The following is a 16,784-nucleotide window of genomic DNA, read 5'->3' as shown; positions in this document are numbered from 1 at the left end:
GACGACGGCGCGGTGGGGGAGTTTCGGCGGGGGTCGAAGCACCGCATGGTGGCACGTCATCGACGAATCCGTTGCCACCCGAAGGCGTGTGTGCCATGAGATCTGTTCGAGTACTTGTCTGTTCGACACTGCTGCTGTTCTCGTTCGCGGTGGGTACTGCCGCGGCCGATCCGCCGCCGACTCAGGAATTCCCGGTGCCACAGGTGGGGACACCCGGTTTCCTGCCCGATCTGCAGCGCTGGATCGACCAGGTGCTTCCCTCGCCGATCCAGCCGAACGCCGCTGATCCGGCCGCCGAGCTCGCGGCACTGCGCGCGGCGGTGCTGCCCTCGGCGGTCGGTGATCCGATCTTCGACCAGTGGCCCGCCGGGCTGGACGAGTTGTCGCCAGGCGATCTGATCGAATCCCGTGACATCACCGCGACCGCGGCCTGGTTGACCCTGGTGCCCATCCGTTCGGCGACGCTGCTGAAATTCCGCACCGACGACGCGCACGGCAGGCCGTCCTACGCCACCGCGACCCTGATCGTGCCCGCCACCGAGTGGACCGGGCCGGGGGACCGCCCCGTGCTGGTGAACAACCTTCCGATCGACGCGCTCGGCCGCAAGTGCACCCCGGGTTACTCACTGGCGCACGGCCTGACAACACAGTCGAGTGCGACGGAGTTCATTCCGCCGACCACCCAGCTGGCGGTACTGCGCGGGTACGCGGTCCTGGTGCCCGACCACGAGGGCCCGTGGATGGCCTATGCCGAACCGTATGTCGCCGGGCACGCGGTGCTCGACTCCATCAGGGCGGTGCGTGGCATCGACCCGGTGTCCTACGGCGAGAGCCGCTTCGCGATGACCGGCTACTCCGGTGGCGCCATCGCCACCCACGGGGCGGCCAAGCTGATCGATTCCTACGCACCGGAACTTGCCGACGCGATCGTCGGCGCGGCACTCGGCGGCGTACCGGCCGATTTCGAAATCCTTTCGCGCAGTATGAATGCCAATCTCGCATCCGGAATATTTATGGCCGCGACCTTCGCGATCGGCCGGGAACGACCCGAAATCCTCGCCGCGATGAACAATCTCGGGCGGTGGGTCACGACATCGATTATGAAAGATACCTGCGCCAGTGTGTTCGCGGTGCCGGGGATCTTGCATCTGCCGATCGACGTCGGCGCCAATATCGCCGATCCGCTGCGTTCGGAACTGGCCACCGATATCTACGAGATCACCCGGATGCAAGGCATGCGGTCGGCTACTCCGCTCTATATCTACAACGGTGACCAGGAATGGTGGATCCCCGCCGAGGGTGCGCGCAATCTCTACGCCGAGCAGTGCGAACTCGGTGCCAGCGCGGTATATCGCGGTGTGCTCGGTGAACACATCATCGGTGCGGCGACCGGCTATCCGGAGGCGATGCTGTGGCTCGACGAACGACTGCTCGGAGTCGCCGCGCGTAGCGAATGCTGAATTTTTTCCTGTGCCGTGTCATGGCGGTTTTCGATGGGCTGTGGTGAGCTGCCCAGACCGCGCGTGACAATCGTCTCGTAAGTAATTCTGCGGCTTATGTTTTGGGCGGTTTCGACAAGCCATTCGTTCTCCCGGCAGGAAAGGGCGACGAATATTCGAATCGCACAGGAAGACAAGCCAACACATGAAATCTCCCAGTCGCAGGCGCACGCTGCACACGGCGGTATTCGCCGGAGTCGGCGCTCTCTCCATGGTGCTCACCGGGCCGGGGGCGAGCGCGGCTCCCGTTGCTTCGCCGACCGAGCAGGATCTCGCCGACATCGTCTCCGAAGGTCGGCAGGTCGCCGGGTCCGGTTCGGCGTGCACCTCCGGCAGCGGTGCCGGATCCGGTAACGGGTCCGGTGACTGCTACGGCGGTTCGGGTTCCAGCTCGGGTTCCTCGGGCGGCTATTCCTCCGATCCCGGCGCGTACGGACCGGAGTCGACGGCGTTCCTCGCCGCGTTCGCCTACGGCCTCGGCAACCCCGATGCCGCCGCGCCGGGGACGAACGACTGGAACTGCAAGCCGACCGCCGAGCATCCTCGCCCGGTCGTGCTGCTGCACGGCACCTGGATGAACGCCTACAACGGTTACGCCTACATGGGTCAGCCGATCAAGGACGCCGGCTACTGCACGTTCACCTTCAACTACGGCCGCTCGAACATGATGGAAGGTGGTGGCCTCGGTTCGTTCCTGCCCGGTGTGATGGGCACCGGCTACATCGAGGATTCGGCGAAGCAGACCGCGGCGTTCGTCGACCGGGTCCTCGCGGCCACCGGTTCCGACGAGGTCGACATCGTCGCGCACTCGCAGGGTGGGGCGATGGCGAACTACTACACCAAGTTCGAGGGCGGCGCGGCCAAGGTGAACAAGCTGATCACCTTCGGTGCCACCCACCACGGCACCAGCCTCGACGGCATCGGCGCGCTGGGTCGCATGATCAACAACCTGGGTATCGACATCCTGGGCCCGATCGAGATCTTCGTCGGGCACGCGGGTATCCAGCAGACCATCGGCTCGGATTTCGTCAACAACCTCAATGCGGGCGGTGACACTGTCGCCGGCGTCGACTACACCGTGGTCGGTACCCGGTACGACGAGGTCACCAACCCCTACGAGCTGACCTTCCTTAAGGCGGGCCCGGGGGCGAAGGTCGACAACATCACCCTGCAGGACGGCTGCGAGCAGGACATCTCCGATCACCTGACGATGATGTACTCGCCGCGTGCCTTGTCGATCGCGCTTCGCGCGCTCGATCCGGTGCAGAACCCGCAGCTGACCTGCGCGTTCAACCCGTGGCTCGTCGGTGGCGGCGGCTCGCTCTGACCCGCTGACAACAACGAAGGCGCTGTCCACACGATGTGGACAGCGCCTTCGTTGTTGTTCGGGTCAGGCCGGGATGGAACGGTAGCTGCGTGCGACGAGCGCGGAACGCAAGTACCACAGTCCCGAAGGCTGGGTGGGATCGAAGCCGGTGAGCTGACCGATCCGCTTGAGCCGGTAGTCGACGGTGTTGGTGTGCACGTGCAGCACCCGAGCGGTGCGCTGGCGATTGAGGTTGTTGGCGATATGGCGCTGCAGGGTTTCGAGCAGCTCGGGGTACTGATCCAGCGGATCGAGCAGCGAGCCGAGGAACTCGCGGCCGGGGCCGGGGCGGGTCAGCTGGTATTCCAGGGCCAGCTCGTCGAAGCGGTACAGACCCGAGGTCACCTCGAGCCGCTGCACCATGTCGAGCAGTTCGTGGGCCTGGTCGGCGGCATCGGGAACTCCGGTGGTGCTCGTCTCGACCATTGCGGCGGTGATGCCGACCTGCGCGGCCTGGGAGAGCTGGGCGACCAGCGCCGTCAGACCCTCGCGGTCGAAGGTGTCGGCCGGGATCAGTACGGTCCCGCCGTCGACACTGAGCAGCGACAGCGCCGAGTCACCGCAGCGCTTGGCCAGCTCGGCCTGCACCCGGCGCAACTTGCGCCGGGCGACGACCTTCGAATCCAGCGCCGGGTTGGCCTCCTCGCGATGCTGCGGGATCGCCAGGGCGAAGACCGCGTAGGTCTCGGCGATCGTGATGCCGCATTCGCGGGCCATCGTCGAGGTGCTGTGGCCGCCGAGCAGGGCCGAGGTGAGGGTGTGCACGGCGGTGTGGTGTTCGCTGACCACACCGCGGAGCTCACGCACATAGGCCAGCGAGACCTGGGCGGTGATGGTGTCGAGCAGTTCCATCACGACCTTGACGCCGTCGATGAGGTTGTCGAAATCCTTCCCCGACGCGCTCGACACGACCAGGTCGAGGCCGATTTTGAAGCCCTCGGAGATCGAGTGGTGAATCGTGTCGATGGGCACGCCCTCCCGGGCCCACGCACCCGCCGCGTCCTGCAGGCGCTGCAGCTTGCTGGGAATGTCGCGCCCGTCGAGCATGCCGACCGCGAACTCGAGGCAGATCCGGGTGATCGTGGTGATGTCGCCGGAAATGGCGTCACCGGGTAGCGTGCCGCAAGGCGCCACGGTGGCGACGAAGTGGCCGACCATTTGCCGCGACAGCGCGCGAACGTCCTTGAGCGGCAACGACATCGGCTTGCCCGAGACGGTCAGCGACGGTCGGGGTGGATTGTGGACGGACATCTGTGTTCCCTTCGCCTGTTGCGGCTGTACCCCCCGCTGTCCAGCGAACCCCACCCTAACCAACTACCAGGGAAACCGGAATGGAACGTCAGGTTCTGGGTATGGGGCCGACGGCGGCGAACCCACGTAGTGACGGGTCACAAGTCTGGTTCTTCGCTATCAGTGGTTGTAGAGTTCAGCGCCATGCGACCTGCCGTCCGTTGTCTGGTCTGGGAACTGGACGAGACCCTGTGGGAGGGTGTCGTCCACGACGAGACCGGCACCACGCCGCGCCCACCGGCACTGCGCACGCTGACGAAACTGAGCGAGCGCGGTGTGCTGCATGCTGTCGCCGCGCGCGGTGACCGCGGCAGAACCCTGCAGACGCTGTACCGCCACGGCCTGTACGAGATGTTCTCGGCGGTCGAGGTCGGCTGGGGACGCAAGTCCGCCTCGATCGTCCGGATCGCGGGCACCCTCGGCCTCGGGCTGGACGCCCTCGCGTTCGTCGACGCCGAGCCGGTGGAACGTGCCGAGGTCTCGCGCGCCCTGCCGATGGTGCGTTGCTACGCCGCCCGCAACGTCGAAGTGCTCCCGCTGCTGCCCGATTTCCGGCATGACCTGCGTTCCGGCCGCGTACCGACCCCACCGTTGGGGTTCGCCCGCGTCCCCGCGCTCTGACCGGGAGCCGGGCATTTCGCGGCTCTGATCAGGGCAGTTCCGGCGGCAGCGACAGTGCGAGCGCGGCCAGACGTTCCCGCGATGCCACGACGTCGTAGGCCGTGATCCGTCCGCCGCGCACCGTGAACGTCACCGCGAACACCGGGCCGCCCGCGCCCGCCACCACCAGGCCGGGCGTGCCGTCGACGAGCACCAGCACCGCCTCGCGCGACCGCCGCCGCAGCGCGAGGGCACCCGCCGCCACGGCGCGTGCCCCACGCACGACGACGGCCATCCCCGGCGAGAGCGCGGCCGGGTCGGCGGTGCGCACCACATCCGGTGCGAGCACCGCCAGCAACCCGCCGAGATCGCCCTCGCGAGCAGCTTGCACAAAGGCCGTCACCGCGGCCTGATGCGCGACCAGTTCCGCCGGTTCGATCCGGGCGGGCGCGTGCACTCGCAGCCGCGCGCGACTGGCGAGTTTCTTGGTGGTGGCGGGCGTGCGCCCGAGCATCGGCGCGATTTCGGCGAACGGCACGGCGAACAGATCGTGCAGAACGAAGGCGACCCGTTCCTCGGGGCCGAGCGCGTCGAGTACGACGAGCAATGCCCGTCCGATCGAATCCGCCCGCAGCGCTTCGGCTTCGGGATCGATGCCCGCGCCGGTTGCCGCCCGATCAGGAGAATCCGGTGCCGCGACCTCGGCGCGGCGGGTACGGGTGCGCAGCATATCGAGGCAGATCCGCGACACCACCGTGGTGAGCCAGCCGTCGAGATCGGCGATCTCGGTGTCGGTCCCGGCCAAACGCAACCAGGTCTCCTGGACCGCGTCCTCGGCTTCGGCCCCGGAACCCAGCATCCGAAAGGCGACGCCACGCAGGCGATCGCGCCGTTGTTCGAACGCACCCGCCGTCGCTTGCGGCCGATCCGCGCGCATCGGTCACCTTTCGCTCACGCCGATCGTCTATCGAATGGACGGCACTCGCTGTCCCACGGCGGCTGCCTTCACGATGACAGAGGCGGCCGATCACCCCGAAACCGGAGGACCTGATCCGATGCACACCACCTATCTCGTCGTCACCGTGCTCGCCGCGGTGGCCGCCATGGCAGCCGCGCTGATCGACGTCGTTCGCGCCGACTGGGTGCGCGAGAACATGCGCCACTACGGCATCGCGCCGTGGACGCTCACACCGCTGGCCCTGGTCAAGGCGGCGGGTGGGCTCGGCCTGCTCGCAGGCCTGGCATATCGGCCGCTGGCGGTGGCTGCCGCGGCCGGGCTCGTGCTGTATTTCGTCGCCGCCGAAATCACGGTGGCACGGTCGCGCCGGTACGCGGATCTGGGTTATCCGCTGCCATATCTGCTGCTCGCGGCCGCTTCGCTGGGTCTCGCGGCAGCATGAGGCGAGTGGTGGGGGGGGGCGGGGGGGGGGGGCGCGCCGCGCGCGCCCGCCCGCGCGCCGCGGGGGGCGGCCGGCGGGGGGGCGGGGGGGAGCGCCCCGCGGGGCGCCCCCCCCCCCCTCACTCTGTCAGGCCTCGGCCAGGATGAAGTCCGCGGCCTGTTCGCCGATGAAGATGGCGGGGGCGTTGGTGTGGCCGCGGATGATCAGCGGCATCACCGAGGCGTCGGCGACGCGCAGACCCTCGACGCCGCGGACCTTCAGGTCAGGCGTGACGACGCTGGCGGCGTCGGTGCCCATCCGGCAGGTGCCGATCGGGTGATAGAGGGTGTGCGAGAACTGTTCGATGGTCAGCGCGATGGTGGCTTCGAGATCCTCGGGTGCCTCGGGCGGGTAGATCAGCGCGCCGAGCGCGCTCTTGAGCGCGGGCTGCCCGGCGAGCCCGGCGCACACCCGAAGGCCGGCGGTCAGCGCGGCCCGGTCGGCGCCGTCGGGATCGGACAGATACCGCGGATCGATCACGGGCTTGGCGGTCGGATCGGCCGAGGCCAGGCTGATCTTGCCGCGGCTGCGCGGGCGAAGCAGGATCGCGCCGAGCACCACACCGTGTTCGGTGGCCTCGACCAGACCCTCGTGGTAGAACGGCGCCGGTGCGTAGATCAGCTCCAGATCGGGGTGCTCGAGATCGGGCTCGCTGCGCACGAAACCGTATGCCTCACCGACATTGGAGCTGAGCATGCCCCGGTGCCGGACCAGGTAGTTGATCAGTTCGAGGGGCTTCTCGGCGGTGAACAGCGAGTCCGATTCCACGCTGTAGCCGAGCGCCGAGATGAGGTGGTCCTGCAGGTTCGCGCCGACCTCGGGGGAGTGGGCGACCAGCTCGATGCCGTGTTCCTTGAGCTCGTCCTGATCGCCGATACCCGAAAGCTGCAGCAGCTGAGGACTGTTCACCGCGCCACCGCACAGGATGACCTCACGGTTCGCGGTGACGGTGAGTGTCTGCTCGCCGTTGCGGTACTCCACGCCGGTGGCCTTGGTGCCCTCGAACAGCACGCGGGTGGCCAGCGACTCGGCCAGCACGGTCAGGTTCGGCCGCTTCATCGCGGGCCGCAGGTACCCGTCGGCGGTGCTCCAGCGCCTGCCGTCGCGCTGGGTCACCATGGTCTGCGTAAAGCCCTCGGGCGCGGGCCGGTTCGCCGACTCGAGCTCGTGGCCCGCCTGGCGCGCGGCCTCGAGGAACGCGTGCGTCGACGCGCGCGGGCTGCGCTGGCGCTGCACGTGCTGCGGTCCCTTGGAACCTTCGTCGGGGAACTGCGCGTCCTGGACGTTCTCGATCTTGCGGAACTGCTCCACCGCGGCGGCGAAGTTCCACTTCTCGCCCGCCAGCAGTCCCCATTCCTCGTAGTCGGCGCGGAAACCGCGCACCCACATCATCGCGTTCATCGAGGACGAGCCGCCGAAGGTCTTGCCACGCGGCCAGTAGATCCGCCGATCGCCGAGCTCTGCCTGCGGCTCGGTCAGATAGTCCCAATCGCGCTCGCTGCGAAACAGTTTCGAGAACGCGGCCGGAATATGGGCGAACTTGTCGTCGTCGGCCGGGCCTGCCTCCAACAGTACGACCGTGGTGCCCGGGTCGGCACTGAGCCGATTCGCGAGCACCGCCCCCGCGGATCCGGAGCCGACGATCACGTAATCCGCGGACGTCCCACCTGCTTGCACTGTCCAACTCCGATCTGCACTGCGTCTGTCGTTCGGCGCGCCTGCTCCCGGGTGTGAAAAGACCGTGAGCCCAGCCGGACTCGTCGTCGGGCGTGACGCTGCAAGCAGAGTACTGACAGAAGGCCCGTGGTGGGTCGTCCGCGCTTCAGCCCGCTGCCGCCGCTTTGCCCGCGCGACGGCCGTAGAAGCTGCCGTCGCCGAGCGAGGCCCCGCTGACGTAGCCGTACGCGCACAGTCCCGAGGTGCAGCGACCCGCCGCGAACAGGCCCTCGATCGGTTCACCGCTCACGTGCAGCACCCGCGAATCCAGGTCGGTGCGCAGCCCGCCGAGGGTGAACCCGGCGGTGAACCCGCGCAGGTCGAAGCAGGCCAGCGACCCCGTGATCGGTCGCACCCATTCTGGTTTCTTGCCCAGCAGTGGGTCGCTGCCGTGTTCGGCGTGCTGGTTGTAGGTGGCGACGGTGGTCTGCAATGTCTGTTCGGGCAGCCCCATCTCGGCCTCGAGTTCGGCGACCGTCTCGGCGACCCACTTGGGCGCGAAACGGAAGAACGGCGTGGCGCTCTCGGTCGCGAGCGCCTCCTCGAGCGAGGCCTCGTCGATGATCAGGAACGCCTGGTTGTCGTTCTGCAACAGCGTCGCCTGACCGATCCGGCCGGGGTAGGTGTCCTCGGTGATATAGCGCTGACCGCGTCCGTTGACGAGGATGCCACGCGCCATCATCTGCGGATCGCCGAAGATGGCCACCTCGCTGGCATCCATGTGCGCGAGCTCGGCGCCGAGCGCTTGGGCCAGCCGGATGCCGATGCCGTCGTGTTCCTCGATGGCCGCGCCCGGCCTGCCGCTCAGGCGCGGGGTGTAGCGGTCGATCATCTCGGTGTCGTAGGCGAAGCTGCCGGTCGCCAGCACGACACCGCGCGCGGCCCGCACGGCGACGGGCTTGCCGTAGGTGGTGGCCAGCACGCCCACCACGCGGTCGGAGTCGTCGACGACGAGCCGACGGATCCGGGTGTCGTACTCGACGTCGATGCCGAGCTCGGCGACGGTGTCGGCGAGTGGCTTCATCAGCATGTAGCCGCCGCTGCGCTCACCGATCTTCTTACCGGCCAGCTCCGGAACATGGCCACGCGGAGCGGGTTCGGCGATCTCGAGGAACGGTGCGGAGTTCTCGCCACCGGAGTACATCAGGCCCTCGTCGTGCGGGGGCTCCCAGCCGGGCTCGCCCCAGAACGACTCCTTGAACGGCACACCGCAGTCCACGAGCCAGTTGTAGTGCTCGACGCTGCCCGCGCAGTAGTCGTTGATCTTCGCCTCGTCGACCCCCGGCCCGAGCGCCGCGGTGAGGAACGCCGCCATGTTCTCCGGGGTGTCGTCGAATCCGAGCGCCTTCTGCAGCGGTGTGCCGCCACCGAGATAGACGAATCCGCCCGCCAGTGCCGCCGCACCGCCCCAGCCGCCGGTCCGTTCCAGGATGAGCACCTTCGCGCCTGCCCGCGCGGCTTCGATCGACGCGCACACCCCGGCGATCCCGAAACCGGCCACCACCACATCGGCCTCGAAATCCCACTGTGTCACCTCGCTCGCGCGCAGCGGGCGGACGGTATCGATCCGATGTGGCTGGTCGCTCACGGGTTTCCTCCGGTGCTCGGGGTGCGGGCGTCACCGCCCATCTATGGAATGGTGCCGCCAACCGCGCGACAAAACAAGAACGTGTTACAGATTCTCCCGCCCAGCGGGACACTTGCGCGCCGATCGGGCTCCGGTACGGTGGCGATCGAACCTACATAGACGAGATCTGGTGGTGATGTGATGAGCGCGAACATTCGAGACATTGCGGTGCAGACCCTGACGGGCGAGGACACCACACTGGGCGACCTGGCGGGCGAGCGGGCGGTGCTGCTGGTCAACGTGGCCTCCAAATGTGGCCTGACCCCGCAGTACGGCGCCCTGGTGGAGCTGCAGAAGACCTACGGCGAGCGCGGTTTCACCGTGATCGGCTTCCCGAGCAACCAATTCATGGGCCAGGAGCCGGGCAGCGCCGAGGAGATCCAGGAATTCTGCTCGGTCACCTACGGAGTCGATTTCCCGCTGCTCGCCAAGGCCGACGTCAACGGTGACGACCGGCACCCGCTCTACGCCGCGCTGGTCGAGACGGCCGATGCCGAGGGCGCGGCGGGTGACGTGCAGTGGAACTTCGAGAAGTTCCTCGTCGGACGCGACGGCACCGTCGCGGGCCGGTTCCGCCCGCGCACGACCCCCGATGCCGCCGAGGTCGTACAGGCGATCGAAGCTCAGCTCTGACCTACTGAGCGTTCGCCAGCAGCGCGAACTGTGCCGCGGCCTGCCGGCGAACGCCTGCGGGTTCGGCGCCGCTGACGAACGCGCCGTACCGGCGATAACTCACATAGCAGCGGGTCAGCGCGGGCGCAGTGCCCGCCCGGCGCTCCGCGCAGCGCGCCTGCGGCAGGCCCGCGGGCGCCGCGATGGGATGCGCGGCCGCGCTGAGCGTGTCGTGCCAGGTGGTGCCGAAAGCGAGGGCATCGGCCTCGTCACGGAATCGGAACAGCGTGGTGCTGTAGGCGTGCGCCACGCTGTCCACGCCGCCGCGGTCCCAGGCAGTACCGAGCTCGGCGGGTTCGGTGGGCCGGTAGTGCCTGCCCGCGCGGCCCGTCCACGGCGCGAACTCCCGTGAGTCGATGGCGATCCGCTGATCGGCCGGACCGGGAATCAGGGTGCGGCGCAACAGATCATCAGGATCGCGCGGCAGTTGCGCGATCCGGTCGGGCGCGGTCGGCGTGAACTCGTCGAGCAGGGGTATCTGGGCGTCGAGAATCGCCGCGACACGCTTCGCGAGCGCATCGATGTCGGGGGACTGATGCTGCAGGAACAGGCTCACCACGATCTCGCCGTGGGCGAAGGTCGCCCCGATCGTCTTGATGCCGGGTCGCCAATGTGCGTGTGCGGCAGCGTAACCGGGGATCGGCACGGGCCGGTTGTCCGGGCTGACCCCGAAATCGGTCGACTCGAGTTCCCGTGCCGCCTCCTTTGCGTTCCCGGCGCCGGGAAACCGCAACAGCACGACCCTGGTGATCCGCGCGTCGGTCTCGATCGCCGGTTTCGCCTTGTCGAAGGCCAGAGTGCCCTCGGCGATATCGAAGCCGACGATCATCCGATGCCGTTCCAGCACTGCGAGATTGACGTTCGAGATCGCCGACGTATCCGAGGCGCGCTGCGGGGTGTCCAGCACATCGGTGCCCCAGCTGTGGGTCAGCGCCGGATCGACCTCATGCGGAAACACCACCGCGCCCGCCATCCGCAGACCTTCCAGGATCGGCCCGTCCGTGGGCTTTCGGCCGATCTCGATATCGGCGGGCACCGTCGTATAGCTGCCTACGTCGAGAGACCGGACATCGATCTCACCGGGCGTCGCGGCGCCGTCGACGGTGCCGCAGCCGACGAGCAGCACGGCGAGCGCGCCCAGCGCCAGCCGGGCGGTCACAGGGGTGCGGTGCTCAACCATTGGTCGATCATCTCCTGATGGGTGTGGCCCTTCCAGTAGACCTGGAGCAGCACAGTCGAATACGGCGCGGCATCGAAGCGCACCAGCAGCCATGGTCCGGTGGAGCCGTTGAAACTGTGTGCGGTCAGTGTTCTGCCGTACCTCGACCGCGGCTGCTGGGTCGCCCCGGCGGGCAGGGATGCGACGAACCGCCCGACGGTCTCGGCGTCCTTGTGCGCCAGCACCTGCAATTGCAGTCCCTCGCGATCGGTGCAGTCGAACCCGGTGTCCCACATGGCTTCCGGGCTCTTCGTCGCGAAACTACACCGCAACCCCCGGTATCCCTCGCTGTCCGGACTCGCGGGCAGCAGATCGGGGAACAGCGCGATCGTCGGCCGCGCCGCCGCCCACGCGTCGACGGTGGTGGTGGTCGGCGCGCTGGTCGTGGTCGTCGGGCCCGGGCCGGTGCCTCCGGAGCCTCGGCTCATGAGAACGGCCGTCACGATCACGAGCACCGTGACCACCCCGATGGCGCCGACCGCCCACCATGCCGCGTTCCCTCGACGAGTGCCTGCCTCGGCGGGGCCGTCGAAACGCGCCGGATCGCCCGCATCGAATGCTCGGCCGCCCGCGTCTCCCGCCCGGGGCTGCCCGCCCACCTGCGGATTTCGATCGTCGGGCCCGCGGACACCGACCGGGCGCGTCGGAGCGATTCCGGTTGTCAGTGCGGTGGTCGCCGCCGCGACCATCTCCGCGCAGCTGGCGAATCGGTGATCCGGGTCCTTGGCCAGTGCTCGCGCGAACACCTCGTCCACCGCGAGGGGTAGACCCGGCACTATCCGGCTGATCCGCGGCACCGGTTGCATCAAGTGCGCGCCGATCAACGCACCCGCATTGGTCGCGGTATACGGTGGCCGCCCCGCGAGCAGGTGAAACAGTGTGCACGCCAACGAATACTGGTCCGACCGCGGACCCGCCGCGCGTCCGTCGAGCTGCTCGGGCGCCGCGTACCGCAGCGTTGCCACCAAGGTTCCGGTCCGGGTCAGCGCGGTGCCCTCGTCGATGGCCTTCGCGATCCCGAAATCGGTGAGCAGCACCCGCTCACCGCTACCGCCCGCACCCTCGCTCAGCAGGATATTGGCCGGTTTGACGTCGCGATGCAGCAACCCGGCCGCATGCGCGCAATCGAGCGCGTCCGCCGTGGACCGCGCGATGTGCAAGGCCCGATCCGGTGCCAAAGCCCCTGGCCGCAGCGCTGATTCCGCGTCGCTGCCCGCGACATACTGCATCGCGATCCACAGCCTCCCGGCCTCGCTGCCGCGATCGTGAATCGCCACGATGTTGGGATGATCGAGCCGCCCCGCGAGATCGGCCTCGCGCTCGAACCGCCCACGGAACACCGGATCCGCCGAGAACGAGGAGTGCAGCAGTTTCACCGCGACCAGTCGCGGCAACCGCGGATGCCGGGCGGCGTAGACGCTGCCCATCCCACCCGAACCGAGCACCCGCTCGATGCGATAACCGGCGACGATGTCACCGGCGCTGAGCTCGTGCATGGTGTCACGCTAGCTCAGGACCGGTGACCTCGCGATCGGCATGCTCAGCGGCGGATCCCGCGCACGGCGACCGCGGCCGCGGCCGCAGCGACGAGCGTGGTCGCGACGCAGATCAGATGCACGACCGCTACCGCATCAGCCGCCGAAGACGCGGTCGTTCCCACCGATTCGAAGAACACCGACCCGATGCTCGCAATCCCGACCACGGTTCCCAGCTGCACGCTGGTGACGAGAATGCCGCTGGCATCGGCGGCGAGGGTCACCGGCACCGCGGCCAGCGCCCGTGTCATCAATGGACTGAACGCCAGCCCGTTCCCGAGGCCGTACAGCCCGAACGCGATCGACGCCGCAGCTCCGATCCCCGCGCCGTCGCCGAGCAACCACGCGAGCCAGCCCAGCGCGGCCGCGCTCACCACCAGCCCGAACGGAATCATTCTCCCGTGCAAGCGGGCTGGCACGCGTTGCCACCACAGGCCCGCCACCGCGAACGTGGCACCCATCGGCAAGAACTGAGCACCCGCCCGCAGCGCGCTGTAGCCGAGGTCGCTCTGCATGTGGACGGCGCTCACGAACAGCCATCCGCCGAAGGTCCCCATCACCAGCAGCAGGGTCGCGGCTGTCGCGAGCAGACCAGGCGCGCCGAGCGCCTGCGGCGCGAACAGCGGATCTCGGCCACGCCCGGCGACCGCCCGCTCGACCAGAACGAACACGGCCATCCCGAGCACGCCCACCCCGAGGCACAGCCACGACCACAGTGGAAATCCGAGCTCCCGCCCGAGCACCAGCGGTACGACCAGCAACAGCACGGTGGCGGTCAGTGTCACGAGGCCGAGCCCGTCGACCGTGCGATCCGTGCGTGCGACGGTGACCGGGAGCACGCGTGGCGCCAGCACCAGCAGGGCGAGCCCGATCGGCACATTCACCAGGAACACCCCACGCCAACCGGTGCCGCCCAGATCCGCGTCGACGATCAACCCGCCGAGAATCTGGCCCGCCAGCAGGCCACCGGAGACGATCGCCGCGTAGATACTCAGGGCCCTGGCCCGCGCCGCACCGGCGAACGTGCGCTGGATCAGCGTCATCACCTGCGGCGCCATCGCGGCCGCGCCGATACCCTGACCGAACCGGAACACGATGAGCGACTCCGCGTTCCACGCCAGCCCGCAGGCGAGTGAGGCCAGGGTGAACACCGCCAGACCGGCGATGAACGTTCGCCGCTGAGTGAACCGGTCACCCAGGCGCGCACCACCGATCAGCAGCACCGCGTAGGCGATCACATAGCCGGCGACGATCAATTGCAGTGCGGCCCCGCCGGTATCGAGGTCCGACCGGATGGACGCGATGGCGACATTGACGATGGAGCCGTCGAGCACCGTCATGAACTGGCCGGTGAGGATCACGACGAGCACGGCGATCGAACGCCTGCCTGCCACCGAATCGGGCACCGGGGCTGGTTCGAGCATCTGGGTCATGTACTGATCGTGGGACCGGCAGGCGCACTACGAATAGGAGCCCACCGATACGGGTACTCCAGGTACCCGGCTTCACCTCCCACCGGATCGGCATCGGAATCGCTTGTCCAGCAACGAATTCGATGCTCTAGGCTGAAATGGTCCAATCGGCTCCGATGCTCGAAAGGCGCTCTCGATGTCACATTCTTCTGCCGCCTACCCCAGCGCTGTCCCGGTCGGGGTGGATACCACCCGTGCGAGTATCGCGCGCGTCTACGACGCCGCGCTCAACGGCAAGGACAACTTCGACGTGGATCGTGCGGTGCTCGACCAGGTCCGCACGGTCGCCCCGCAGGTCAACGATCTGGCCTGGGCCAACCGTGATTTCCTCATCCGCGCCTGCCGGTTCCTGGCCAGGGCGGGCATCGACCAGTTCCTCGACCTCGGATCGGGTCTGCCCACGGCGGAGAACACCCACCAGGTGGTCCAGCGGGTGAACACCCAGTCCAAGGTCGTCTACGTCGACAACGACCCGTCGGTTCTCGTGCACGCGCAGGCGCTGCTGGCCAGCAACCGCCGCACCTCCATCGCCGAAGCCGATATCTTCCGCCCGCTGGAAGTTCTCGGCAACGCCACGGTGCGCCGCGAACTCGATTTCACCCGCCCGCTGGCACTGTTCCAGATCGGCACGCTGCACCACTACCTCGGCGAGGACGGCCCCGCCCTGATGCAGACCTACATCGACGCACTGCCCTCTGGCTCGTTCGTGGCGATCGCCCACTTCCACGACCCGGAGACCGCCGAATACAGCGAACTCGCCCAGAAGATGGAAGAGAAGTTCATCCACAGCCCGATGGGCAGTGGCCGTTTCCGCACTCGCGACGAAATCCTGGCGATGTTCGGCAATCTCGAGATGGTCGAACCCGGCTTGGTCCGCTGCGACGACTGGTGGTCCGACGGCCCCCACCTCACCCCGCTCTCCGACGTCCGCAACTGCATCGTCGCCGGAGTGGGCCGCAAACGCTAGCCGGTCGACGCCGATCCGGGTACCGGCACCGCATCGGTGGCCGATCGGAGGTCGGGTAGGCCGAGGTTGTCGCGCAGGGTGGTTCCGGTGTATTCGGTGCGAAGTACGCCGCGGTCCTGCAGCAGGGGGACCACGCGGTCGACGAATTCGTCCAGGCCGGTGGGGACGAGGTGGGAGCCGAGGATGAAACCGTCGGAGCCGTCGTTGCCGACGAATTCGTCGATCTGCTCCGCGACGCGGGCGGGGGTTCCGACGATCGGGCCGCGCTCGAACTGGTCGATCACCGTCTCGCGCAGCGTCAGCTTCTTGGCCTCGGCCACCTCACGCAAGCGTTCGACCGTGCCGAATCGATCCTGATGCAAGAACGCGCGGCCCTGAATGATCGGCGGCGCCTCGGGATCTGGGTCGATATCGGGAATCGGGCCCTCGGGGTCGTAACCGGACAGATCCCGGTTCCAGATCTGTTCGAGCAGGATCAGCGCGGTCTGCCCGGTGACCTGCTCGTTGCGGATCGCGTGGTACTTCTCGATCGCATCGGCCTCGGTGTCGCCGAGAACGAAACTCGCCGACGGCAGGATCTTGATGTCATCGGCCGAGCGCCCGGCCGCGACCGCGCGCGCCTTGATGTCGCGGTAGAAATCCGCTGCCTCGGGCAGTTTGCCGTAAGGGGAGAAGATGGCGTCGGCATTGGCGGCGGCGAAATCGCGGCCCTGCGGTGACACACCGGCCTGCAGGATCACCGGCCTGCCCTGCGGACTGCGCGGGACCGTGAACTTGCCCGCGATGTCGAATTGCTCGCCCTGGAAGGCGAACGAGCCCGCATCGGGCCGGGCCAGGAATCGCCCGGTCGCCTTGTCGGCGACGATGTCGTCGGCATTCCACGAATCCCACAGCGCACGAACGGCATTCAGGGTCTCTTCGGCCCGCACATAGCGGTCGGCCTGGTCGAGGAAGCCGCCGCGGCGGAAGTTCTGGCCGGTGAAGGCGTCGAAGGAGGTGACCACGTTCCAGGCGGCGCGGCCACCGGAGAGATGATCGAGGGTGGCGAACTGGCGGGCCAGTTCGTAGGGTTCGTTGAACGTCGCGTTGATGGTGCCCGCGAGGCCGAGGTGCTCGGTGACCGCGGCGATGGCCGCCAGCACACCGAAGGTGTCGGGGCGGCCGATGATGTCCTGGTCGAAGATCTGGCCCGCGCGTTCACGCAGGATGAGTCCTTCGGCGAGGAAGAAGAAGTCGAACTTGCCACGTTCGGCCGTGCGCGCGGTGTGTTCGAAAGAGCTGAAATCGATTTGGCTGCCCGCTTCGGGGTGCCACCAGGCGGTGTGGTGGTTGACGCCGCCGAGGTAGGCGCCGAGGATGACCTGCTTACGGGGTGTACTCAT

At 68.1% G+C, this 16,784-nt stretch carries 14 protein-coding genes; 6 read left to right on the top strand and 8 right to left on the bottom strand.

Annotation, left to right across the window (positions count from 1 at the left end; all coding sequences use genetic code 11):
• Positions 1 to 95: 95 nt before the first annotated feature.
• Together ACFWPX_RS17860 and ACFWPX_RS17855 are read left to right on the top strand one after the other, a co-directional pair.
• The gene (locus tag ACFWPX_RS17860) at positions 96 to 1,460 is read left to right on the top strand and encodes a lipase family protein (RefSeq protein ID WP_378928327.1); all 1,365 of its coding nucleotides are present in this window, start codon (positions 96 to 98) and stop codon (positions 1,458 to 1,460) included.
• A gap of 184 nt (positions 1,461 to 1,644) precedes the next feature.
• Positions 1,645 to 2,826, top strand: a complete 1,182-nt coding sequence (locus ACFWPX_RS17855; RefSeq protein ID WP_378928326.1) for an esterase/lipase family protein — start codon at positions 1,645 to 1,647, stop codon at positions 2,824 to 2,826.
• 63 nt (positions 2,827 to 2,889) lie between these two features.
• Here ACFWPX_RS17855 and ACFWPX_RS17850 read toward each other — a convergent pair whose 3' ends face one another.
• Positions 2,890 to 4,116 carry a PucR family transcriptional regulator gene (locus ACFWPX_RS17850; RefSeq protein WP_378928325.1) on the bottom strand — a complete coding sequence of 409 codons (1,227 nt, stop codon included), beginning with the start codon at positions 4,114 to 4,116 and terminating at the stop codon, positions 2,890 to 2,892.
• A gap of 183 nt (positions 4,117 to 4,299) precedes the next feature.
• Between ACFWPX_RS17850 and ACFWPX_RS17845 the strand changes: the two genes are divergently transcribed.
• Complete coding sequence (locus ACFWPX_RS17845) at positions 4,300 to 4,776, top strand: HAD-IIIC family phosphatase (RefSeq protein ID WP_378928324.1); 477 nt, start codon at positions 4,300 to 4,302, stop codon at positions 4,774 to 4,776.
• Positions 4,777 to 4,804: 28 nt separating this feature from the next.
• Here ACFWPX_RS17845 and ACFWPX_RS17840 read toward each other — a convergent pair whose 3' ends face one another.
• Positions 4,805 to 5,692, bottom strand: coding sequence for a sigma-70 family RNA polymerase sigma factor (locus ACFWPX_RS17840; protein ID WP_378928323.1), 888 nt, complete (start codon positions 5,690 to 5,692; stop codon positions 4,805 to 4,807).
• 118 nt (positions 5,693 to 5,810) lie between these two features.
• On the opposite strand from ACFWPX_RS17840, the gene ACFWPX_RS17835 reads away from it, so the two are divergent.
• Entirely contained in the window at positions 5,811 to 6,155 is a 345-nt protein-coding gene (locus ACFWPX_RS17835) for a DoxX family protein (protein ID WP_378928322.1), read from the top strand.
• 126 nt (positions 6,156 to 6,281) lie between these two features.
• On the opposite strand, the gene ACFWPX_RS17830 is transcribed toward ACFWPX_RS17835, so the two are convergent.
• Entirely contained in the window at positions 6,282 to 7,871 is a 1,590-nt protein-coding gene (locus tag ACFWPX_RS17830) for a GMC family oxidoreductase (RefSeq protein WP_378928321.1), read from the bottom strand.
• 145 nt (positions 7,872 to 8,016) lie between these two features.
• A complete protein-coding gene (locus ACFWPX_RS17825) occupies positions 8,017 to 9,498 on the bottom strand; it encodes an FAD-dependent oxidoreductase (RefSeq protein WP_378928320.1) in 1,482 nt (493 codons plus the stop codon).
• Between the two features lie 180 nt (positions 9,499 to 9,678).
• Between ACFWPX_RS17825 and ACFWPX_RS17820 the strand changes: the two genes are divergently transcribed.
• Positions 9,679 to 10,170 carry a glutathione peroxidase gene (locus ACFWPX_RS17820; RefSeq protein WP_378928319.1) on the top strand — a complete coding sequence of 164 codons (492 nt, stop codon included), beginning with the start codon at positions 9,679 to 9,681 and terminating at the stop codon, positions 10,168 to 10,170.
• Between the two features lies 1 nt (position 10,171).
• On the opposite strand, the gene ACFWPX_RS17815 is transcribed toward ACFWPX_RS17820, so the two are convergent.
• The 3 genes from ACFWPX_RS17815 to ACFWPX_RS17805 are packed head-to-tail and all read right to left on the bottom strand — an operon-like array spanning position 10,172 to position 14,396.
• Positions 10,172 to 11,389 (bottom strand): hypothetical protein, encoded by a 1,218-nt coding sequence (locus ACFWPX_RS17815; protein ID WP_378928318.1) that lies wholly within the window; start codon positions 11,387 to 11,389, stop codon positions 10,172 to 10,174.
• Positions 11,365 to 12,924, bottom strand: a complete 1,560-nt coding sequence (locus ACFWPX_RS17810; RefSeq protein ID WP_378928317.1) for a protein kinase — start codon at positions 12,922 to 12,924, stop codon at positions 11,365 to 11,367. Before ACFWPX_RS17810 ends, ACFWPX_RS17815 begins: the two co-directional genes overlap by 25 nt.
• Before the next feature lie 44 nt (positions 12,925 to 12,968).
• Positions 12,969 to 14,396 (bottom strand): MFS transporter, encoded by a 1,428-nt coding sequence (locus ACFWPX_RS17805; protein ID WP_378928316.1) that lies wholly within the window; start codon positions 14,394 to 14,396, stop codon positions 12,969 to 12,971.
• Between the two features lie 175 nt (positions 14,397 to 14,571).
• On the opposite strand from ACFWPX_RS17805, the gene ACFWPX_RS17800 reads away from it, so the two are divergent.
• Entirely contained in the window at positions 14,572 to 15,402 is an 831-nt protein-coding gene (locus tag ACFWPX_RS17800; RefSeq protein ID WP_378928315.1) for an SAM-dependent methyltransferase, read from the top strand.
• Here the strand turns inward: ACFWPX_RS17800 and ACFWPX_RS17795 are convergent.
• Positions 15,399 to 16,784 carry an NtaA/DmoA family FMN-dependent monooxygenase gene (locus ACFWPX_RS17795; RefSeq protein ID WP_378928314.1) on the bottom strand — a complete coding sequence of 462 codons (1,386 nt, stop codon included), beginning with the start codon at positions 16,782 to 16,784 and terminating at the stop codon, positions 15,399 to 15,401. The genes ACFWPX_RS17800 and ACFWPX_RS17795 overlap by 4 nt on opposite strands.

The sequence above is a fragment of the Nocardia sp. NPDC058518 genome (genome assembly GCF_042719655.1).
GTDB lineage: Bacteria > Actinomycetota > Actinomycetes > Mycobacteriales > Mycobacteriaceae > Nocardia.
This window is presented reverse-complemented; position numbering and strand designations above follow the sequence as displayed.

Coding starts and splice junctions, on each gene's coding strand:
- ACFWPX_RS17860 (WP_378928327.1), top strand. CDS start 96: ATGAGATCTGTTCGAGTACTTGTCTGTTCGACACTGCTGCTGTTCTCG.
- ACFWPX_RS17855 (WP_378928326.1), top strand. CDS start 1,645: ATGAAATCTCCCAGTCGCAGGCGCACGCTGCACACGGCGGTATTCGCC.
- ACFWPX_RS17850 (WP_378928325.1), bottom strand. CDS start 4,116: ATGTCCGTCCACAATCCACCCCGACCGTCGCTGACCGTCTCGGGCAAG.
- ACFWPX_RS17845 (WP_378928324.1), top strand. CDS start 4,300: ATGCGACCTGCCGTCCGTTGTCTGGTCTGGGAACTGGACGAGACCCTG.
- ACFWPX_RS17840 (WP_378928323.1), bottom strand. CDS start 5,692: ATGCGCGCGGATCGGCCGCAAGCGACGGCGGGTGCGTTCGAACAACGG.
- ACFWPX_RS17835 (WP_378928322.1), top strand. CDS start 5,811: ATGCACACCACCTATCTCGTCGTCACCGTGCTCGCCGCGGTGGCCGCC.
- ACFWPX_RS17820 (WP_378928319.1), top strand. CDS start 9,679: ATGAGCGCGAACATTCGAGACATTGCGGTGCAGACCCTGACGGGCGAG.
- ACFWPX_RS17815 (WP_378928318.1), bottom strand. CDS start 11,389: ATGGTTGAGCACCGCACCCCTGTGACCGCCCGGCTGGCGCTGGGCGCG.
- ACFWPX_RS17810 (WP_378928317.1), bottom strand. CDS start 12,924: ATGCACGAGCTCAGCGCCGGTGACATCGTCGCCGGTTATCGCATCGAG.
- ACFWPX_RS17805 (WP_378928316.1), bottom strand. CDS start 14,396: ATGACCCAGATGCTCGAACCAGCCCCGGTGCCCGATTCGGTGGCAGGC.
- ACFWPX_RS17800 (WP_378928315.1), top strand. CDS start 14,572: ATGTCACATTCTTCTGCCGCCTACCCCAGCGCTGTCCCGGTCGGGGTG.
- ACFWPX_RS17795 (WP_378928314.1), bottom strand. CDS start 16,784: ATGAGTACACCCCGTAAGCAGGTCATCCTCGGCGCCTACCTCGGCGGC.